Genomic DNA, 19,431 nt, shown 5'->3' with positions numbered 1-19,431 from the left:
TCTTTTGCGATGTGCTACGAATTGCTTTCCCATCAACTGCAATAATCTCGCCAACGACTTCAAAATTCTCACGCATTATCTCAAAAATAACTTCACTAACTTTTTGCCCATCCATCATGCTCAAAACACGAGAAAAAGTTGGTTTTGAAGGGATTTTTTCAATATTGAAAGTTCGCTTGAAAAACTCAGCTTTATTTTCAGCATAAGTCACGATATCACAGAGTTGGTCTAAACCGCATAAAACGGCGCACATGACGATGATTAGGACATCGCTTAAAGGATATTTAACGTATCTTTCATCTCGTGAATCTTCTATAATCATAAATTTTTCTTGTAGTGTCATATTGTTCTCCTAATGGCAGTGTAGCACTTTTGGTTAATTTTTCAAGACTAATTTATGAAACGACCGTGTCAAGGCATTCGCCAAATCATCAATCAAATCAGTCGCATCTTCGATGCCAATCGATAAGCGTAGTAAGTCATCTGTCAAGCCGTAGCTCGCTCTGACTGCTGCTGGTATATCTGCGTGAGTTTGTGTCGTCGGATAAGTAATCAAAGACTCCACGCCACCAAGACTCTCAGCAAAAGTGATGACTTTGAGTGCATTAATCAGGACTGGGATTTTAGCTTGGTCATAGACTTTAAAGGCAATCATGCCACCAAGTCCTGTGTAAAGGACTTCTTTGACCGCCTCGTGCTGTCTTAGAAAATCAGCCACTTGATTGGCATTGGCCGTCGCTTGACGCATCCGAAGGGCGAGTGTTTTCAGTCCGCGCATGACTAAGAAACTATCAAAAGGGGACAACACCGGGCCAGTCGTGTTGAGGTTGTAGTTCAACTGCTCATACAAGTCCTGATCCTTGACAATCACAGCACCCGCCAAGACATCATTATGACCTGCCAAGTATTTCGTTGCTGAATGAATAACGATGTCCGCGCCCAGCACTAATGGTTGCTGATAGATCGGCGTATAAAAGGTATTGTCGACAATCACTTTCGCACCATTTTCATGTGCTTTTTGCGCGACCTTGGCGATGTCGACTTCGATCATGAGCGGGTTAGTCGGCGTTTCGATGTAGACGATGTCTGTCTCTGGCGTGATGGCAGCCAGCATATCGGCTTCGGTCACCACATAAGTGAAGTCGAAAATGCCACGTTTTTGCTGATCGTTAAACCAACGAAAAGAACCACCGTATAAATCACGAGAGGCCACAATCTTCGAGCCGACTGGAAAGATATCTAGCGCAAGCACAATCGCTGCCATGCCTGAACTGGTCGCAATCGCGAACTGTCCCGCTTCAATCGCGGCCAAAGCTTCTTCTAAATTCGCCCGCGTTGGATTTTTCGTGCGGGTATAGTCAAAACCAGTCGACTTGCCGAACTCAGGATGTTGATAGGTCGTCGAAAAATGAATGGGCGAAATCAAAGAGCCTGTCGCTTCGTCTTGGTTGATACCGATATGAGATAAAATCGTATCCAGTTTTGGTGTCTGCTGTTCCGCTTGCTTGCTCATCATTTTCCTCACTCCTGTTTATCGTTGTTATTATTTTAACATGTTTAAGATGTAAAAAATGAACCTTAGTCATAAAAAATTTTTATGACCAACATCCAAATTTTAAATGGCTATCTCAACAACTTCTCCAAAGCTGATTTGTCCAATGGTTGGAACTGACTGAAAAACGTTGCTATTTTTTTTAAGACGAGCTGATTTTTACCCAGCACATCATTTTCAACCTGTAAAACAAGCAGGGGCTCATGAAGGCTCATGCGCAGCAAGAACCAGCCCTGACCATACTCACCTGTCAGATTTACCCGAATGCCCTCTTCGTTATCCGTGTCAGTGTCAAAATCTGCTGTTGCTGCCACAAATGCACCGAGGTCGGCAATCACCTGTTCGCCATAGGGCCGATAATCGGCCAGATTGATTTTAAAACGAATTTCCTGAGTTTCAACAGGCTGCTGCAAGTCTGAAATCAGGTCGCTCAGCTTCCGATTGTCTGCTTTTAATTGTGGTAAGAGCATCAAGATTTTAGCAATGACATAGGCACCATCGTCTAGAAAATCATTTTCCCGAAAGGCAGCGTGCCCACTTGTTTCGATGGCAAGCGGTGTGTCGATGCCTGCTTGGTTGAGTTTAATGGCTTTATTGATGACATTGCGGTAGCCACAGAGATAGCGGACTTGCTTGCCACCGAGTTGTGTGATGAAATTTTTCAGATGCGTTGAAGTCGGCGAATTGGTCACAATGGTCGCGTCTGGTGTCTGCTCCAAAACAATTTTTGCTAAGACGGCAATCAGATTATTGCGATTTAGGGTGTTGCCGAATTGATCTACGACCGCACTGCGGTCAACGTCCGTGTCAAAAATCACACCGAGATCCGCCTGATGATTTAGAACCGCTTGACGGATACTGGCCATAGCCTCAGGATTGTCAGGATTTGGAATGTGGTTAGGAAAATGACCGTCAGGCTCTAGGAATTGACTGCCTGAGGTATTTGCCCCCAGCACTGCCAAAACTTTCTCAGCAAAATAACCCCCAGCACCATTGCCCGCATCTACAATGATGTGATAACCTGTGAGTGGTTTGGCATCTGCAAGACCTGTCCCTGCGATAATCTGATTAACGAGGTCTTGCGCATAGGGCGTTAGTAAGTCTTTTTTTGACACTTCGCCCTGATTTGTCTGCGTGTTTTTCGCCGTATGTGTCAAAATATCGTGAATATCTTCATGCTCAGCACCGCCATCACGACTGAAAATTTTGATGCCATTGAAGTAATAAGGCAAGTGGCTGGCTGTCAGCATGACCGCTGCATCACAGTCAAAGTCAGGAAATTGCGTTGCCTTGAACATAGCGGGTGTCGTCGATAGCGCTGTATCAATGACATGGACACCTTGTGAGGTGATACCTGCTATCAAGCCAGCTTTTAATTCATCACCTGACAGGCGACTATCTTGACCCACGGCAACTGTCAGTTTTTCTTGTTCGAGTTGAGACCCTAACTGCTTTTCAGCAACCAACCAATTCACGAGACCACGCCCAACTGCTTGGGCAACTTCTGGTGTTAAGGTAATAGGATATTCAGCTGTCGCAATCGCAATGCCTCGAATGTCTGAACCATTTTGTAAGTCTGTTATCTGCATAGTTACTCCCTTATCTATATCTCACAGCTGTTCTGCTATGAAAGGCTATCGTTAACTCTAGTTAATCGTAATCGTATAACTTGCCTTGAATTTTTTACCGTGGGCTAGGGTGTTGATGCCAAACTTGGTCGTTAAATCGCCGTCTGTGTTTTGGTCATCCGCGATACCACACCATGGCTCGATACAAACAAATGGTGCTTCAGCAGGATAGGGACACCATAGACCGACAAATGGCATCTGCTCCCAAGAAATTTTAACTGACCGATTATCGACAGTATTCGACAAACATACTTCCGTTGCTTCTGGTGTTTCAAATATTAAGGCATCCGCTTTGAACAGTTCCCGGGTCAGGGCAAATTCAGTTTGTTCAACTTCGTGTTTTTGAGATAAATCGAGAACACCCGTTGTTGGATTGAGCGGAATATACTGGTGAGACTTTGCTGGACTGATGGTTAAACGATAGTCTTCAAATGTCCCATTTTCCAAGGGAACATTAAAAGCAGGGTGGGCACCAATGCCAAAGTATATGTCCTGATCATCAAGATTTTTGACTTCCCATTTCACCGTCAACTGGTTCTTGATGAGCTTGTAGGTGATGCGAAGCCGAAAATCAAAAGGATAGACCGCACGTGTTTCTCTGTTGGCTTTCAGTTCAAAAACGGCTTCATCTGCTTCACTTTCCAATAACTGAAAGACTTGATCGCGAGCAAAACCATGCCCACCGAGTTTAAAAGTTTCACCATCATAGGTATAGCTGCCATTTTTCAGTTTGCCGACAATCGGAAAGAGGACGGGTGCTTGGCGCGCCCAAAATTCGGGGTCGCCTTGCCAGAGGTACTCCACATCATCTTTTTTGATTGAGTTCAGTTCTGCACCAAAATCCTGAATTTCGATGCTTAGGGCATCATTTGAAAGTTTTGTCGTTGTCATCCTTGCTCCTCTTTTCGCTTTTTGGGATCAATCTAGTGAGTCGTTGATGCGCTTCAACCGTTCTAAGATGGTCACTTTCTCAGTAACAAATGGCCTTTTGAGCGATTAAACTCGTCTTCACATCTATTATACCATGATTATATTTAACATATAGCTTGTAAATTTTGCTTTTATATTATATAATAAATAACTAAGAAAGGTAAACTAACATGGCTAGACATAAGACAATTTTTAAAGAAGATATATTGCGTGCAGCAGAGCAGTTCATCATTGACAGAAACCCCAATAAACTAACCGCTCGTGCATTGTCTAAATATATGAACATCTCAACACAACCGCTTTATGCGGAATTTGAAAATATGGCGGCACTTAAGCGTGAGCTTTTCTCGCAACTATATTATAAGCTTCAAAATGACGTTTTTAGTAAAAAAACGCATGATGACACAGTTATTAACTTTTGTCTGAATTACATTAATTTTGCTTGTCAAAATCCCAAATTATTTAGAACCATTTATTTGGAAAAACATGGTGATAATAATCATTCCATCAATGAGTTTTCTTATAATATTTTTTGGACACTTATCCAAGATGACCCAATCTATTCTCAATTAACAGAATATCAAGTTGGCGCTCTCTTGACAGGCATATGGGTTATCTCAACTGGTTTTGCCAATCTCATTGCGAGTGATACGATTCATCCCAGTCAATTTGAAATTATTTCATTCCTAAAAGATGCGATCAATGATGTGCTCAAAATGGAAATTGCTAAATTTTAAGCGACAATCAAAAAAACTTCAAATGTGACATTTGGAGTTTTTTTTAATATCATTTTTAATTTGATTGCCAGTCAGGTTTATAGAAATTACGATTGTCCAATGGGAAAATACGTGGTGTCATCTCACCCGACACAATTTGATTAAGCGCTGTCTGCATCATCATAATACTGGCATCCATCATGTCGATTTGATGAATGACTTCCGCTTCCATAATTTGCGGTCTAACCGGACTACCATACTCTTGGAAGCCGTGATGCGCTAACAGCACATGTCGTAAAATGGTCACATCTTCTTTAGCATTATCAATATCAAGTTCACGTATGGCTTCTGAGACTTCCTCATCAATCAAGACAATATGCCCAATCAAATTTCCTTTTAACGTATAAGTCGTGTTTTCAGCACCCGAAAACTCAATGACTTTCGCCATATCATGCAGTAAAATCCCTGCCAACATCAAACTTTCATTGAGAGTAGGATAGACTTCACAAATCTTTTCAGCCAGCTGTGCCATAGTAGCCGTATGAAAACTCAGACCTCCCTCAAAGGCATGATGATTGGTTTTAGCAGCTGGATACTCGAAAAATGCCTTATCATATTTTTTGAAAATATGCCGAACAATACGATTCCAAGTCGCATTTTCAATCTTAAAAATGGTTTTAGAAATGTAGTCTCGTAGTTCCTGTTCATTTACAGGTGATTTAGGCTTAAAATCTTTGGGATTACTGGGTTCTGTATTTTCAGGCAAGCGTAAAAAGATTTTATTGACTTGCGGCGACCCTTGGTAGAGTTCTTTTACCGCTCGCATATAGACAACTTTACCTTTGGTAAAGGTTTCAGCCATATGATCATCAGCATCCCACAAGTTGCCACCAATCTGTCCTGTTCTATCTTGGAAAATCATAGCCAAAAAGGGCTTACCCGCTCGTGTTTGACGCAAGTCTGCTTGTTTAATCAGATACAAGCCTTCAAAGGCATCGCCAACCTGTAAATCTTTTAGCTGTGTCATAGTTTAATCGTTCCTTTCGTTTCAGGTACCAAAGTTTGATCACTCGTCAACAGAATCACTTGTCGTTCTTTAGCAACTTCTGCGAGCATATTTGAAAAATTACGGCGCCGTTTTTTATCAAACCTTAAAAAATTATCATCCAAGAAAATCGGAAAGTCTAGATTTTTAGACTGGATAAAGGCGAGTCTCAACGCTAATTGGAGTTGGTCTCGGGTTCCAGTTGACAAATCAATCAACCGCAAACTTTGCCCCTGAGTATTTCTCACCCAGAGAATTTCTTTATCCAGATAAATTTCTTGCCAATTCTTATCAGTCAAAATCGCCAACATCTTACTTGCTCGGTTTAAAATATCTGGTAGTGTTTCCGATGATAGCTCTGCCATGACTTGCTCGGTCAATGCGATTTCAGATGTTTTCGTTGCAAAATCAACCAAGTAATCACGAAGTATTTCTTTTTTCCGAGCCATTTTAGCAGCCAAGGTCGAAAGGGTCGTATCTGTTTTCTGTTGGTCAATCACGGCTGTATTTTTGGAATACATATCAATTAAGCGATTTAATTCGGCTGTTTTTTGAATTTTTTCAGACGTTTTTTGATTGAGCAACTGTTGCTCTGCAATGCCATTAAAAGGTTGGGTCAGATCAATAATACCAGATAACTGTTCTTTCAAACGTGTCAGACGTACCAAATCACGTGACTGTTGCATCCACTGTTCTAACAATTTGGGTGCCGTATCAATATCGGGTAATTCTGCAAAAATTGCCTCATCCAATGCTTCTAGGTCTTGCATTTTCACTCTGTCTGCTACTTGATCATAGCGACTCAATGTCAAATGTAAAGTCTGAGCTTCCTCATCAAGTTGGGTCAAATCAGCAACTTTTCCAACAACATCTTGACTTTCAGAAGAGAGCCAGTCTTTAAAATAAGCCAGTTTATCCTCAAAATGTGACAGAATAGCTTCATTTTCAGCTAATTTTTCCTTATCTTGACGGTTCGTTTTAACTTGCCAGAAAGCCAAGCCAGCACTGACGACAAAAAAGACAAGGGCGAGGATTGGACTGAAAATAAAGCTGAGACCCGCCAAAATGAGACTGATAATCGCTAAAATGAGATAGATTTTTGTAAATTTCAGCTCATTAATGCGTTGTTCTGCACCTATCGCTTGTGGATAGTCGGCTTTTAACCGTTTCAATAAATCAATCGTTTGAAGTTCCTGCAAAAATTGATTTTTCGGCGTGGCCAATTTTTCTAAAGCAATCGTATCTTCAGCGATTTTTTGACTTAGGGCACTAATTTCCTGACTATATTTTTCATGTAGCACATGCTTACGCCGCAGATTTTCGGCCTCATCAGCAGATAAAATATGCGTCAAATCTTGCTTTTTCAACTCGGCATATTCTTGATATTCAGCTAAAAAGCTAAGGCGATGCCTGATTTGGTTAATCTCAGCATCCAAGTTTTCTTGCGCCTCTCGCTGAGCGACTATTTCAGCATAGAGACGCTCATTTTCAGTCATCAAGGGAAGCAAGGCTTGCTCCTCTGACGTTTTTTCTTGCACCTCAACTTGGACCGCTGCGATGTCAGCTAAAACTTGATTCAATGGTTTTTTAGCCGCCCGTGTCGTCGTAAAGATGTCATCCCTTGCTTTAGAAAGGAGTTGAACTTGATCAAATAATGCCACAGAGCCTGTCGTTGCAGACATCCGCCATTCTTCATCTAGGCGCTCAGCATTATAATCTCTGACCGTTGAAATCTGTAGATTTTCTTGGGTGACAGAATAGATTTCAGAAAACGTCTTGACTGTGATGGGTCTGATAAAGTCACGCCATGATGATTCATCTAGCATCGTCACTCGATCGCCTTCAACAATTTCACAAACGAAACTTGGTCGCCCACTCCGTAAGATTTTCAGGCGTTCAATTCTAATTGTTTTATCGGCGTGGGTCAGAAAAATCTGCCCGCCATAGGTTTTGAAATTCAGAGGATTGAATTCTTGGTTTGAAATGGTGGCATTTTCAAAGCCAAACAGCATGTATTTGATAAAGGCTAAGACTGTGGATTTTCCTGCTTCATTTTCACCTAAAAAAGTCGTAAAGTCTGCCAAATCATAGGTCTGATTAACAAGTTTACCGAAACCTTCGATTCTGAGTTGCTTAATTTTCATCTAAAGTGCCTCCAAACTCAAAGTATTGACTGGCAAATAAAGCCAAATTTTCTTGCACCTCTTGTTGAAAATCAGTATCTTCAAAAACAGCACGAATTTCTTGTTTATGGGGTAAGAGGCTATAGACATGTTCCAAATCAACGGCTGGCAAGGTCAAATCAGGCACGACAATTTTTGTTAGCTCACCTGTTTCAGACGAGAGCGGCACTAATTTCAGTTTGACCACGACATGACCTTGACGTAATTCTTCTAGCAATTCATCATTGTCAACTGCTTCTTGCAGATTATCTGCAATCGCCTCGTAGTTTTCGAGTGCCAAACTGTAAAAAGTCGCTTTATCAATCAGTTTCGACTTGATAAAGGTCAGGGCTTGAACTAAGGACTGGCAGGCTGATAAATCAATGGACAAGCTTTCAAAATGGACTTCTGCCAAATCATGGAAATAAATTAAATTTCCTGTGGGTGTCATTTCGCCAAGAACGACTAAATTCGTCGTTTCTTTTTTATTTCGACCTTGTGGCGTTCCCGGATAGATGACAGTATCTGCCACTTGATTGGCCAGATGAATATGCCCTAAAGCCCAATAATTATAGTCTTTTTCGAGCATATCTGTCAGATTGGCTGGGGCAAAAGACTGACCTGAAAATTCACCGTGGAAAAGCCCAATATGATAGTCACAGGTGTCATCTTTTTCTGGATAATCCACGATTTTGTTGATAGATAAATGGGGATGCTGATAGGAAAAACCTGATACTGCAAGTGTCTCCCCTGTTTTCAAAGTCAGCTTTTGTGTAGCGACAGACTCAGACTTAAAGACCGTCACATGGTCAGGAAAGTCAATCCAATAAATAGACTCTCGATAATAATCATGGTTACCAAAAATAATCACAGCCTGAATACCGTAGGATTGCAGACGTGCTAACTGCTCAATAAAGTAATTTTGAATTTTAATACTGGGCTGTGATTGGTGAAAATTATCCCCAGCAAAAAGCACCACCTCAACGGCTTCAGAAATGGCTAAATCAATAATTTTTTCTAAAATCCGATAGGGCTGAAAAGGCGTTTCCTGTACTAAGCCTTCAAATTCCCGATCCAAATGTAAATCTGCTGTATGTATAAATTTCATAACTGACTTTCTATTTCCTCGGTAAGCTAGTATATCCTCAAGCACAAAATATGATTTATCGATTTTATCCTTAAATGATTATACGTTTTTAAATCAATTTTGCTCGCAATTTGTCGATATTTTCTTCAATATTGCCATTGAAAACGAAAGAACCTGCGACAAATACATCTGCCCCGGCTTCACGACAGGCGACAATCGTCTGTTCATCGACACCACCGTCGACTTCAATCTCGAAGTCAAGTCCTTGAAAATCGCGAATTTCTGCTAATTCTCTGACTTTTTCGAGACATTCTGGCAGGAATTTTTGACCGCCAAAACCGGGATTAACAGTCATGACTAAGACCATATCAACGAGGCTCAGCACGTGTTTAATGGCTGAAATATCTGTCCCGGGATTGATGGCAATGGCAGGTCGCATACCAGCGGCCTTGATTTTTTGAAGTGCGCCATGACTATGATGGGTCGCTTCGACATGAATCGTCATACTGTCAGCGCCTGCTTGAGCAAAACTGTTCACATATTTTTCAGGATTTTCAACCATGAGATGACAATCCAACAGACACTTGGTCTCAGGTCGAATCGCCTTGACAACGTCTGCGCCAAAAGTAATGTTTTCTACAAAATGACCATCCATAACATCAATATGGAGATAATCAGCGCCAGCCACCTCAAGCCGCTTAGCATCACGCGCAAAATGACCAAAATCTGCTGCTAAAATTGAAGGTGCAAGTTTCATTTTTTCACCACTTTCTTATAGGTTTCTCGTTTGCCTTGTATTTCTGCTAAAAATAACAAGTAATTATCATATCTGGATTGTAAAATGTCGCCCGCTGCAACTGCAGGTTTGACCTGACAGTTAGGTTCATGGGTGTGGGTACACTCACGGAATTTACAGCCAAAGGATTGACGTAAAATTTCTGGAAATGCCGCATTTAAATCTGGCTGGTTGCTAATCTCATAGTCCAAGGATGAAAAGCCCGGCGTATCTGCAATGAGACCGTCATATATCTCAAACAATTCCACATGACGCGTCGTATGTCGACCACGACCGAGTTTATCAGAAATTTCTTGAGTTGCCAGTAACATCTCTGGGGCGATTTTATTGAGCAAGGTTGATTTACCGACACCTGTTTGTCCCATGAAAACAGTGACTTTAACTGAAAATTCTGGTAGAATTTCTTGCCAGTCATTCATGAAAAATTTGTAGCCTATTTTTTCATAGTCTGCTTGCGTTTTTTCAAACGGTTCTAAATCTGGCACTAAGTCTAGTTTAGACAGATAAATCAAGGGGGCAATGCCTTTATTGGTCAGTAGGACTAAAAATCGATCTAATAAATTCAAGGAAAAAGTTGGTTCAAGCGCAGAAATCACGACCACAGCCTGATGGATATTGGCAATCGGTGGTCTGACCAGCATATTTTCACGTGCTTTTAAAGCTAGAACATAGCCCTCTGAATTAGCCTCGGCAGAAAACTCTGCAAAGTCGCCAACAATCGGCTTGGTCCCTTTCTGACGAAAATTGCCTCTCGCCCGTGTTTGGTAGACCAGACCGTCCTCCTCGTCTTTAATATAATAAAAGCCACTCAATGATTTTAATATTCTACCAAATTTTATCATACCTCAATTATACCACATATCCTTCCTATAACATTCTCTATCATGCTCCTATCCCTTTATTTATAAGGGATGAACAACTTATTGATACTCTCACATTCTTCGGTATTCTTCACACTAACCACAACTTTTGGTTAGTTCTTGGTTAGTTTTTGGTTCTCAAATATTTTCCAATTTATTACTTAAATCAAACTTCATACTTTGGGTCACATGAGTATAAATTTGTAAGGTCGTTTTCTCGTCTTTATGCCCGACACGCTCCATGATAACCTTGAGTGGCACACCTAATTCAGTTAATAAACTAATATGAGAATGTCTTAACATATGGCTAGAAAAGTCTTCTGGGTTTTTGTTTTTTATCTGAGCCTTTCTACCAATTCTTTTAAGATAGCTGTTTAAATATTCAGGGTTTATCAGGTTACCCGTCTTACATACAAAAATAAAACGATTATCTAAAGGTTTTATCTCTGAGTTCAACTTCATCATTTCAATCAAAATTTCAACACACCTGCTGTTGAATAGAGACCTCTCTATAAGAATCTTCTGTCTTAGGTGTTGTTAATTTAAACGCCTTTAAACTCGCACTGTGATTGTCTATATTATACTTGACCTTAAGTGTTCTATTTTCTAGGTCTACATTCTCCCACATCAACGCAAGCGCTTCACAGATTCTTAAACCTGTCAGGTACATCAACTCAATTAAATAATTCAATCGTGTTGCGGAAATCGTATATTCAAAATGTTTGATAAGTAACTTCATTTCATCTCTGGAAAAAAATTTAACCCTTTTTCTCTCCAATTCTTCAAAAGTTCGTTTGTACTTTGGTAATTCAACTTTGTCAATAGGGTTAAAATCAATATAGCCTATTTTTACCGCATAATTGAAAAATACCTTGACAAGTGCTTTTTGTAATTTTTTATAGGCATTTGAATTGTCACTTGATATTAAAAAATTTTGAAAATAACCACTTGAAACGCTTTTTATCCGTTTATCTAGGACATTTACCAAAACTTTGTTTAAAGCATTCTCTTGTGTGGAAAACGTACTGTCTTTAAGCTCTTGCTTGCGAAAAGTACGAAATTCCTCGTAAACCTCTTTAACGGTTATCTTGTTAGCTTTTTGTCCTAGTCTTTTGCTGACATCATCTTCAAGCAATTTCTTTTCAATCTTTGCTTCAAGTTTTCGTCTCGCTTCCCCTTGTGCCTGTCTGGTCTTGGAATTTAACGTAATCGTCGCTTGTTTCCATTTACCCTCACTTTCGTCATAATATTTTTCGTAGTAACGGTACTTGCCGTTACTTGTTTTTTTGTAAAACAATATACCCACCTTTCTTGGTATATCATTAGTTGAATAACTAATTATACCATGCTTTAACTAAATTTTTGTGATTCTCGATACTTCAAATATTCAAAAAAGCCCTTAGGATTGATTAAAGTCAACCTACTACTTGGGCTTATCGTGATATGTTTAAATTGTTCAGTTTTGCGAATTTCTGTCAAATATTTTTCTAGTGTTTTTTTCTTGAATGACGGAAAATATTGCTCAATCAACGTTTTTTTATCCACTAAAATATCTGGAAAATTATTAATAGCCATCTAGTTTGTCTCCTCTCTTTTCATAATCTATATGCCTTGTAGGAATCGAACCCACTTCCCTCTTTCAAGTGTCTTGCCATTAGACGAAAGGCACGCCGAACTATTCTCAGTTTTCTTTTTTTAATGTCTCCAAAACAATCTATTTTCAAAATACTCAGCTTCTGAAATTTCTTCCATTTCCAAAGTACCATATATCATTTTTGTACCATGCCGTCTCAAACCCGCAAGAGCGCTTTCGTATGCACGTTCATAAACGTGTGAGTATGATTTACCTGACATCATGAAAAACTCGCCTCTAGTATCTGTCAATTTATAGCTAATTTTGTAGTATTTCTTCATTTACTTCTTGCACTCTATCCAGTAACCATCTATCAAAATACCATAGGGAGTGTTGATATTGATGTCTCGACCAATCGCTTCATAGTCAAGATAACTTTCTAAAGGAACGCCCCCTAAAATTTCAGGTAATTTTAAATCAAGGTTCTCAATATAATTTTCTCCCAATTCAGATTCATTGCTTATATCTTCTAAAATAAATAAGTCATTAGCGTAATTATCTATTAGTTCTTGTATAGAATTATCAAACCAGCCAATGAGTATATCTATATTTTCTAGAACTATGTCAGGCATGTAATCGATTTCTTCGGCAATTTCGTTCAAGTTTTCAATATCGTCATACTCGCCAATTTTAAAAGGCGATTCGTAATCATGAATCGCCCATTCTTCATATTCTTCATCAATGCCTATTTTTCGCTTAATTTCCGATAGCTCCACAGGCAATGTAAACCACGCACCTTGTAAGATACCCTCGTTATATTTACCAAGATTAGCAACATAAATTTTGATTTCTTTATCCATTGTTTTTACCTTTCTTCCTCAACAGCACGCTCATATGCTTCAATAATATGCGTTTCTAGTCTATCTAAATTTCCAATGGTCATATTACCATTCCAAGTGATTTTGTGATAAATTCCTTTGGGAGTAAAAAAACTAAACTCATACTTAAATCGTAACAATCCCTCAAACATAAAACTTTCTGCCATACCATTGATAGCACCATAAATTTGATACATATTATGACCTAGACTTTTAATTTCAAAATTTGGTTTCATATATTTTCTCGCTTTCTATTTAAATCCTTTGAAAATTAAGCTAGTTCCTGAAAACTCATTTTCCATATACCTTGTGATGTCATCATTGAAAATTTCTAATACCTGCGCTTGGTACAACTCCTTGAACTCCTTCATATATTCCTCTGGCAAGTGCGCTGATAAGTTTAATTTGCCTAACGTAGCTTGACCATCTGGAACAGGGGAGAAACTACCGAAAATATCACATGATATTTCTATGCAATCATCGCCGTAAATGTCGGGTTTGATGAGATAAACACTTGGATTGTAGATGACACCTGCTGAGCGCAAATAACCTCTAATGCGCACATCATCTAACTTGGTAGTTATCTTTAGTTTTGTGACCATTCTTCTTAAATTCATACTAAAACTCACTTTCTATTTTGAAATTCAACCTACTGTAATAAACGCTGAAATTGGATAGACATATGAACCTGACCCTGCCTGACCGCCTGTTGTTGAAATGAAATTAACAGTTTGACCTGTATAATTTTGACCCTTTGTCAAAGCGATACTTGCCTCAACATAGCCTGAACTCGTGACAGCACCATTCACATAACAACCATTCACATCAAAGTTTAAAGTGTAATCAAGGACAATAGAACCTTTTTCAAGTCCAATGTTTGAACGTGAAACCGTGCCACTTACCGTTGTACCACTTGCGCTTTTTGTAACAGTCGGTTGTGATGAGTAAATATCATAGTATTGTCCCTCATAGTGACCGTTTTCAGTATGGCTATACTGAGTTACCGCATAAGCTCCTACAGATGATATATCGCCATGACTAGGCATTTCGTTTATACTTGACTCATTTTCTGTCACGACATTTTCAGCCGTTGTGTCTGTACTGACATTGACAGGTTCTGGCTCTGGTTGAGTTACTCCCTCAACCTCTGCTTTAGGTTTTTCACTGCTTTCAACCACTTCCTTATTTTCAGATTTGACAGCTTGTTTTTTCTCTGCTTTTGCCTGCAATTTAAAAAATGCTTTTTCATCACTTTTAACTTGTGGTTGCTTAACACTTTCTGCATTATTAGCCTGTGTTATCACAAGACCTGTGCCAAACAAAAATACAACACCACCCATAAATAATCGTTGAGTAAGTGTTGTAGCTTTAATTTTTTCAACTATGCTAATCGTTCTTTTCCTAATTGTTTTCATTCATTCTCCATTTCCAAGTGGACTATCTAATAATTGGGCATTTGACCGCTTACCGAGCCAGTGCATTGTACCAAGTTCTCGAACTTTAAGCATAATTTGGGGTAAATTAAAGCCGTACTCAGCTAATTCATTTGAGTATGAAATGATGTATCTGACACAGTTATCAATAGAGACACAGAAGTCATAGACGACTTCTTGGTATCGTTTTTCTAATTCAATTATCCCAAGAACAAAATCACACCAAATATGAATGGTTTTAATATCAGTATCCGCATGTTCTTGGATAATCTCTGGCTTGATTTTATTCATTTTTTCTTGTATTGCCTGTTCAGCTTCTTGACATAAAAAGTCAATTTGTGTTTCATACTTAATCAAAAGTTCGCACCATGCCAAAACTTCATTTATCTTGGCATATGGCGATAAGTACAAGTCTTTTTTAAAAGTTAAGACCTTCTGCTCAAAGGCATCAAAATCATCTATCATTTGTATGCTACCGTTCATAGCACGCAGTTGTAATTCGTATCTATCCATAGTTAGTCTCCTCGACTTGATTTCAACTTAATCATAATCGTAAAAACTGCCAAGGGTAGAATTACGATTGTTCCTAATGGCAACCAAAAATTACCGATGAGCAATCCATAAATGCACCATGACAGTGTATTGATTATCACAAATATTTGAGTGCCTAAACTGACACCTTTTAACACCTCTTTGTCATGTCGGTGTTGCCACGTCTTAGTTGCTTGCGGAAACCACAAAATAAGACTGGTTATATTGGCTAAAAAGCCCAACGCATTTATCATTTTTTCTTCCTTTTTATCTTGAAAATAACTATAAACTCTGTCAACATAAGAAGTATCAAAACACATACCCTGACTTCGTATCGTACTAAATTTGCAAGTAACAAAGCGATTTGCAAATTTAAGACACTCCCATAGCTGAGCAAACTAATGTAGCTCCATTCTTTTATTATTTTTTTCATACATTTCACTTCCCACTTAACAACTGCATGCTACCGTTTGAGGTACGCTTTCTAAATTCTACGATACCCATAGTCACCCTCCTGATAATTATTCTCTTCAAGCCATTGTGTACAGAACAATCTGAAATCTGAAATCAAATCATATTCATTTAAAAACTCACAAAATAAATTTTGATGTTTACTTAGATATATAAGCCAATATCGTTCTGAATCGAATTGAAATTTAGGCGGAAATTCTTCTACTCTTCTATCACAAAATTCTTGTATAAAATACAAGGGTTGTGTACCTAAAAACCAGTAACCGCAGAATCTACGATAAGTACCGTCTTTAAATGATATTTCCCAACGTCTATCACTTATTACTATTTTTGTCATTTAATTTCACTTCCCCTCTACATACCAAAATTGTTTAGCTTCATCAGCCGAAAATGTACGATAAGAAACTGTAAGCGGTGGTAGACCTGTCACATTCATTTCTGAAATCAATACGCTACCATCATCTTTGACTTGCTCACAAAAAGCCACGTGACCGTATTCTGGACTAGAGCCAGCCTGCCCATGAACAAAACTCACAGCCGTGTGCTTTTTAGGTTCATGAGAAACTGAGTAACCTGCTTTACTTGCCCAATCGCCACCGTTGCCCATGTAACTATCAAATTTAATGCCTAGCTGATAAGCACGATTATAGACGTACCAAGTACATTGACCCTCTAGATAAGAACCTGAGCCATTATAAGCCTGTCCGCTATAGGGTGTCTCCACTTCCCAACCATCAGGCACGCTTGTTGACATGACACCATTAACAGTCTCGCCACCACCCTCAAAGCCAACATAGTCTTTGAGTAGGTCATACCATTTTTGCGCATTATTCTGGAGTTCGTCTGCCTTTGTCTGACCGTCACTTAAAGCAACACCCTCATAATAGAGCGACCAGTCTAAACTGGCTTGTCTCGGGTCTTCTGACACACTCACAAGGTCTTTAGTTTTCTTGTATGCGCCGTTTAATTCAGTAGATACAAGTTTCAGTTCGACTTCCATTGATAAAGTTCTGGATTCAGCTTGCGCCCAACGATTGCCGTTGATATGATTAGACCACCCCGACCATTGGAAGATACCCGCAACACCACCGCTATCATTGACAGCTTCAGGGTCAAATCCTGATTCACGTTCTGCGACAGCTAATGCACCTGATGTACCTTGAAGTGTGAAACGCTCCTTAGACAACAAATGACTAGCTATGTCTATGACATTCTGAGCTTTTTCTTCTGAGATACTCGCTTTTGTGGCGAGTTCCTTTGCCGTGAGATTGAGACCGCCTGCGCTACTTTCAAAACTTTCCGTATCGCCACTTGCGCCACCACCTACAACCATCACTAGAAAAAGAATAATAACCAACGGAACAGCCACAAGACAAGCTGAAATTCTTTTGACTTTTTTCATACTCATTTACCAGTCCTTTGTTTTATCTTTTCCTTTCGTGGAATCTCAATACCACTTGGGAATTTATCCTGAGTTGACTTAGGATTTTTCTTGTCAGCTATTTTGCTATCGACCTTTTTTACATTTTTTCTAGGTTGGTAGCTTTCCGAAAGTGGTTTCTTTTGCTTAGATTTTTGCGCCCTATCTCTCAATTTATTATTTTGAGATTTTTGCTTGTCATTCTCCTGATTTTTTTTGTAGTTCTCCTGAACTTTTCTGTAAGGTTCGCGAGGTTGCGTTTTGGTTGTGCCTTTCTCACGGATAATGCCTTTAGCTATTTTTTCCTGACGTGCTTGCTCTTGACGTTCCTTTTGCCGTTTCATCATGAAATCAGTTTTTCTCTGATTTTTCAAGATTTCTTCTTTTTTGTCAGGATTTTTCAACAACTCATCACGATGATTAGTGTAGGCTTCTTTAAGTGCTTGTTTGCGCTTATCTTTATTTGACAAGCTATGTTTATTTTTCCGCTCTTTGGCATTAAAGTCCATCTCATCTTGATTACCGCCAGTTTTCGCAAAGTCTTTGACTTTGTAAAAGCCATCTTTTGTTTTTTGACCTGCTTTTTTAGCGACTTGATAGCCCCTCTTAGCACCTGCACCTGTTCGCTTAAACATCTTACTTGCTTGTTCACGTTTAGCGCCCGACTTGCCTTTAAAACCATGACTTTTAGATGTCGGTTTAAGACTTCTTGCGACACCTCGAACGCTTGCTTGACCTTTTTTAAGAAAGCCAAAAATGTGATGGCGTGTCTTGTAAATAATCGTCCAGATAACAACCTGAACAAGAACGGTTAGGAAATAGCCCAATTTCATATTATTCGTGCTTAATTCAATCCGACTATTCACATAAAGTAATAACTGAGTGCCTAATAAACCACCTGACCCTAACGTTGTAAAGACACCTACAGTTTTAAGGAAATTAACTAGAACGTGTGAAAATTTAGGAATCAAGACAAGTATTAAAACAATCACTAAGAATGCAAGCAGAAGAATCACAAAGTAATTCATGGCATGACTTATGATTAAGACACCCTCAATCAAAACGGTCAAAACAATCGACTTGAAAGCTGAGGCAATCGCCACAAGAAACTTACCTCCGACTGAGCCAAAACTCAGATTACTTTCAGCTTCATGTTTCTTTTTAAATTCTTCAACCTTACTCGTTTTACCTTTGGTTGCGAGTAGCTCTGTATTCAACACATCTTGATTGCCGTTGACACTTCCTATCTTGAAATTCATTTCTTCAAATGGTTTCTTGACAACCGTGTCAAACATATTAGCTTTCAGAGTTTCTACTGAATTTGCGGTTAATTTATTGCCTGAATCTACTGTAATTTGCGAGCCATTAACAGATAAGCTATTGATGACCCTTGCTGTAAATTCATCTGTCACTTTCTTAACCGTTGTGATACCACCTGCCATGACCGTTGTTGGTTGTTTATCTATTGTGATATTAGAATAAAGCACCGCTCCTGCAAAGAAAGGCATGAGATACTTACCCGCACTCATGAGCGCACGACCAAGACTTGCTGTCTTGATGAACTTTTCAAAGAAAACAAAAATAGTGAAAAAGATAAGGTAGGGATAGGCAATCTCAACTACTTTGTCATAAACCTCTTTAGAAGTTGTCACAACATCGTTGATTTGCCCCATAGCCGACTGACTGCTAATGATTGTGAGTGTTTTTGCCACAATAAAATACAGGAGTTTAGGGATAAAAAAGATAGCTTGTACGATAGAATTGATAATTTTAGGAAATATATCTTTCGTACCGAAAAAACCATCTTCCGTGTACATATAGCTTGTATAAACGGACAAATCACTAATATCATCTGCCTTGATTGCTTTAGCGTACATGACTTGTGCTTCCGCATAGGCTTTGGCATTGTCAATCGTATCAGCTAATTGTCGTTTATAGCTATCTAGCTGACCTTGTAGCCTGTCTCTTTTTGTGCCTTTAGGTAACTTATTGATTTCATCTTGTACGATTTCAACTTGATTTTTCAATTGTTCTTCGCTCGGATTGTTATCAGTCCCCACTTGCTTGAAAATATTGCCTAAGACAGTCATTTGAGTTTCTGCCATGTCAAACTCTTTCTGATGAGCAGACAGCTCTTTCATGACTTCCTCATAAGTACCTGTTTTGGTATCATAATGGTCGCCTGAGATATTGTATTTATAGGAATAGTAGCCTTTTTCCTTATCAATCAATTCCCACCGATTCAAACCTGTATCAATCGTTGAGGGATAGTCCTGTGCCAAAGCCCTCATTGAAAATGAAAAAGAGACAGCTAAGACAATAACAATCTTTGCGATTAGTTTTTTCATA

General features: G+C 39.1%; 23 protein-coding genes and 1 tRNA gene. 1 reads left to right on the top strand and 23 read right to left on the bottom strand.

Features of this window, described 5'->3' with window-relative positions; genetic code table 11:
• The 4 genes from ACYQ21_RS04085 to ACYQ21_RS04070 form a co-directional block, all read right to left on the bottom strand.
• The coding region (locus tag ACYQ21_RS04085) for a transposase family protein (RefSeq protein ID WP_460055466.1) at positions 1-343 on the bottom strand (343 nt) is incomplete at its 3' end.
• A gap of 33 nt (positions 344-376) precedes the next feature.
• Positions 377-1,513: a cystathionine gamma-synthase gene (locus tag ACYQ21_RS04080; RefSeq protein ID WP_460055472.1), complete on the bottom strand. Its 1,137-nt coding sequence runs from the start codon at positions 1,511-1,513 to the stop codon at positions 377-379.
• A gap of 110 nt (positions 1,514-1,623) precedes the next feature.
• The gene (locus ACYQ21_RS04075; protein WP_460055463.1) at positions 1,624-3,141 is read right to left on the bottom strand and encodes a phosphohexomutase domain-containing protein; all 1,518 of its coding nucleotides are present in this window, start codon (positions 3,139-3,141) and stop codon (positions 1,624-1,626) included.
• Between the two features lie 57 nt (positions 3,142-3,198).
• Positions 3,199-4,071, bottom strand: a complete 873-nt coding sequence (locus ACYQ21_RS04070; protein ID WP_460055460.1) for an aldose 1-epimerase family protein — start codon at positions 4,069-4,071, stop codon at positions 3,199-3,201.
• Between the two features lie 209 nt (positions 4,072-4,280).
• Between ACYQ21_RS04070 and ACYQ21_RS04065 the strand changes: the two genes are divergently transcribed.
• Entirely contained in the window at positions 4,281-4,847 is a 567-nt protein-coding gene (locus ACYQ21_RS04065; RefSeq protein WP_460055457.1) for a TetR/AcrR family transcriptional regulator, read from the top strand.
• A gap of 55 nt (positions 4,848-4,902) precedes the next feature.
• Here the strand turns inward: ACYQ21_RS04065 and ACYQ21_RS04060 are convergent, their stop codons facing one another.
• The 19 genes from ACYQ21_RS04060 to ACYQ21_RS03970 form a co-directional block, all read right to left on the bottom strand.
• Positions 4,903-5,853, bottom strand: a complete 951-nt coding sequence (locus tag ACYQ21_RS04060) for a 3'-5' exoribonuclease YhaM family protein (protein WP_460055455.1) — start codon at positions 5,851-5,853, stop codon at positions 4,903-4,905.
• Positions 5,850-8,015 carry an ATP-binding protein gene (locus ACYQ21_RS04055; RefSeq protein WP_460055452.1) on the bottom strand — a complete coding sequence of 722 codons (2,166 nt, stop codon included), beginning with the start codon at positions 8,013-8,015 and terminating at the stop codon, positions 5,850-5,852. Before ACYQ21_RS04055 ends, ACYQ21_RS04060 begins: the two co-directional genes overlap by 4 nt.
• Positions 8,005-9,141 carry a metallophosphoesterase family protein gene (locus ACYQ21_RS04050; protein ID WP_460055449.1) on the bottom strand — a complete coding sequence of 379 codons (1,137 nt, stop codon included), beginning with the start codon at positions 9,139-9,141 and terminating at the stop codon, positions 8,005-8,007. Before ACYQ21_RS04050 ends, ACYQ21_RS04055 begins: the two co-directional genes overlap by 11 nt.
• An 88-nt stretch (positions 9,142-9,229) precedes the next feature.
• Positions 9,230-9,877 carry a ribulose-phosphate 3-epimerase gene (rpe, locus tag ACYQ21_RS04045; RefSeq protein WP_460055446.1) on the bottom strand — a complete coding sequence of 216 codons (648 nt, stop codon included), beginning with the start codon at positions 9,875-9,877 and terminating at the stop codon, positions 9,230-9,232.
• On the bottom strand, positions 9,874-10,758 hold the full coding sequence (gene rsgA / locus ACYQ21_RS04040) for a ribosome small subunit-dependent GTPase A (protein ID WP_460055443.1): 885 nt from the start codon (positions 10,756-10,758) through the stop codon (positions 9,874-9,876). The genes rpe and rsgA overlap by 4 nt, the downstream gene beginning before the upstream one ends.
• 156 nt (positions 10,759-10,914) lie before the next feature.
• The gene (locus ACYQ21_RS04035; protein WP_460055469.1) at positions 10,915-11,241 is read right to left on the bottom strand and encodes a tyrosine-type recombinase/integrase; all 327 of its coding nucleotides are present in this window, start codon (positions 11,239-11,241) and stop codon (positions 10,915-10,917) included.
• Positions 11,242-11,254: 13 nt separating this feature from the next.
• On the bottom strand, positions 11,255-12,073 hold the full coding sequence (locus ACYQ21_RS04030) for a tyrosine-type recombinase/integrase (RefSeq protein WP_460055440.1): 819 nt from the start codon (positions 12,071-12,073) through the stop codon (positions 11,255-11,257).
• Positions 12,074-12,126: 53 nt separating this feature from the next.
• Positions 12,127-12,351, bottom strand: coding sequence for an excisionase (locus ACYQ21_RS04025; RefSeq protein WP_460055437.1), 225 nt, complete (start codon positions 12,349-12,351; stop codon positions 12,127-12,129).
• Positions 12,352-12,381: 30 nt separating this feature from the next.
• Positions 12,382-12,445 (bottom strand) — tRNA-OTHER (locus ACYQ21_RS04020).
• 26 nt (positions 12,446-12,471) lie between these two features.
• Complete coding sequence (locus ACYQ21_RS04015; RefSeq protein WP_460055434.1) at positions 12,472-12,690, bottom strand: hypothetical protein; 219 nt, start codon at positions 12,688-12,690, stop codon at positions 12,472-12,474.
• Positions 12,691-13,209: an antirestriction protein ArdA gene (locus ACYQ21_RS04010; protein WP_460055432.1), complete on the bottom strand. Its 519-nt coding sequence runs from the start codon at positions 13,207-13,209 to the stop codon at positions 12,691-12,693.
• A gap of 5 nt (positions 13,210-13,214) precedes the next feature.
• The gene (locus ACYQ21_RS04005; RefSeq protein WP_460055429.1) at positions 13,215-13,463 is read right to left on the bottom strand and encodes a hypothetical protein; all 249 of its coding nucleotides are present in this window, start codon (positions 13,461-13,463) and stop codon (positions 13,215-13,217) included.
• A 15-nt stretch (positions 13,464-13,478) separates the two neighbouring features.
• Positions 13,479-13,844, bottom strand: coding sequence for a hypothetical protein (locus ACYQ21_RS04000; RefSeq protein WP_460055426.1), 366 nt, complete (start codon positions 13,842-13,844; stop codon positions 13,479-13,481).
• A gap of 27 nt (positions 13,845-13,871) precedes the next feature.
• Positions 13,872-14,642, bottom strand: a complete 771-nt coding sequence (locus tag ACYQ21_RS03995; protein WP_460055425.1) for a hypothetical protein — start codon at positions 14,640-14,642, stop codon at positions 13,872-13,874.
• Positions 14,643-15,173, bottom strand: a complete 531-nt coding sequence (locus tag ACYQ21_RS03990; RefSeq protein ID WP_460055423.1) for a hypothetical protein — start codon at positions 15,171-15,173, stop codon at positions 14,643-14,645.
• Positions 15,174-15,175: 2 nt separating this feature from the next.
• The gene (locus tag ACYQ21_RS03985; protein WP_460055422.1) at positions 15,176-15,445 is read right to left on the bottom strand and encodes a hypothetical protein; all 270 of its coding nucleotides are present in this window, start codon (positions 15,443-15,445) and stop codon (positions 15,176-15,178) included.
• Between the two features lie 230 nt (positions 15,446-15,675).
• Positions 15,676-15,999 carry a hypothetical protein gene (locus tag ACYQ21_RS03980; RefSeq protein ID WP_460055419.1) on the bottom strand — a complete coding sequence of 108 codons (324 nt, stop codon included), beginning with the start codon at positions 15,997-15,999 and terminating at the stop codon, positions 15,676-15,678.
• A gap of 6 nt (positions 16,000-16,005) precedes the next feature.
• Positions 16,006-17,064, bottom strand: coding sequence for a phage tail tip lysozyme (locus ACYQ21_RS03975; RefSeq protein ID WP_460055417.1), 1,059 nt, complete (start codon positions 17,062-17,064; stop codon positions 16,006-16,008).
• Positions 17,065-17,066: 2 nt separating this feature from the next.
• Positions 17,067-19,430, bottom strand: a complete 2,364-nt coding sequence (locus ACYQ21_RS03970; RefSeq protein WP_460055415.1) for a hypothetical protein — start codon at positions 19,428-19,430, stop codon at positions 17,067-17,069.
• Position 19,431: the final 1 nt, after the last annotated feature.

This window comes from Pseudolactococcus yaeyamensis (assembly GCF_054658615.1).
Note: the sequence above shows the minus strand (reverse complement) of the source record. Positions and strands in the feature narration are given on the sequence as shown.

Excerpts from the sequence above, each read along its gene's own strand:
- ACYQ21_RS04080 (WP_460055472.1), bottom strand. The coding sequence starts at position 1,513 with ATGAGCAAGCAAGCGGAACAGCAGACACCAAAACTGGATACGATTTTA.
- ACYQ21_RS04075 (WP_460055463.1), bottom strand. The coding sequence starts at position 3,141 with ATGCAGATAACAGACTTACAAAATGGTTCAGACATTCGAGGCATTGCG.
- ACYQ21_RS04070 (WP_460055460.1), bottom strand. The coding sequence starts at position 4,071 with ATGACAACGACAAAACTTTCAAATGATGCCCTAAGCATCGAAATTCAG.
- ACYQ21_RS04065 (WP_460055457.1), top strand. The coding sequence starts at position 4,281 with ATGGCTAGACATAAGACAATTTTTAAAGAAGATATATTGCGTGCAGCA.
- ACYQ21_RS04060 (WP_460055455.1), bottom strand. The coding sequence starts at position 5,853 with ATGACACAGCTAAAAGATTTACAGGTTGGCGATGCCTTTGAAGGCTTG.
- ACYQ21_RS04055 (WP_460055452.1), bottom strand. The coding sequence starts at position 8,015 with ATGAAAATTAAGCAACTCAGAATCGAAGGTTTCGGTAAACTTGTTAAT.
- ACYQ21_RS04050 (WP_460055449.1), bottom strand. The coding sequence starts at position 9,141 with ATGAAATTTATACATACAGCAGATTTACATTTGGATCGGGAATTTGAA.
- rpe (WP_460055446.1), bottom strand. The coding sequence starts at position 9,877 with ATGAAACTTGCACCTTCAATTTTAGCAGCAGATTTTGGTCATTTTGCG.
- rsgA (WP_460055443.1), bottom strand. The coding sequence starts at position 10,758 with ATGATAAAATTTGGTAGAATATTAAAATCATTGAGTGGCTTTTATTAT.
- ACYQ21_RS04035 (WP_460055469.1), bottom strand. The coding sequence starts at position 11,241 with ATGATGAAGTTGAACTCAGAGATAAAACCTTTAGATAATCGTTTTATT.
- ACYQ21_RS04025 (WP_460055437.1), bottom strand. The coding sequence starts at position 12,351 with ATGGCTATTAATAATTTTCCAGATATTTTAGTGGATAAAAAAACGTTG.
- ACYQ21_RS04015 (WP_460055434.1), bottom strand. The coding sequence starts at position 12,690 with ATGAAGAAATACTACAAAATTAGCTATAAATTGACAGATACTAGAGGC.
- ACYQ21_RS04010 (WP_460055432.1), bottom strand. The coding sequence starts at position 13,209 with ATGGATAAAGAAATCAAAATTTATGTTGCTAATCTTGGTAAATATAAC.
- ACYQ21_RS04005 (WP_460055429.1), bottom strand. The coding sequence starts at position 13,463 with ATGAAACCAAATTTTGAAATTAAAAGTCTAGGTCATAATATGTATCAA.
- ACYQ21_RS04000 (WP_460055426.1), bottom strand. The coding sequence starts at position 13,844 with ATGAATTTAAGAAGAATGGTCACAAAACTAAAGATAACTACCAAGTTA.
- ACYQ21_RS03995 (WP_460055425.1), bottom strand. The coding sequence starts at position 14,642 with ATGAAAACAATTAGGAAAAGAACGATTAGCATAGTTGAAAAAATTAAA.
- ACYQ21_RS03990 (WP_460055423.1), bottom strand. The coding sequence starts at position 15,173 with ATGGATAGATACGAATTACAACTGCGTGCTATGAACGGTAGCATACAA.
- ACYQ21_RS03985 (WP_460055422.1), bottom strand. The coding sequence starts at position 15,445 with ATGATAAATGCGTTGGGCTTTTTAGCCAATATAACCAGTCTTATTTTG.
- ACYQ21_RS03980 (WP_460055419.1), bottom strand. The coding sequence starts at position 15,999 with ATGACAAAAATAGTAATAAGTGATAGACGTTGGGAAATATCATTTAAA.
- ACYQ21_RS03975 (WP_460055417.1), bottom strand. The coding sequence starts at position 17,064 with ATGAAAAAAGTCAAAAGAATTTCAGCTTGTCTTGTGGCTGTTCCGTTG.
- ACYQ21_RS03970 (WP_460055415.1), bottom strand. The coding sequence starts at position 19,430 with ATGAAAAAACTAATCGCAAAGATTGTTATTGTCTTAGCTGTCTCTTTT.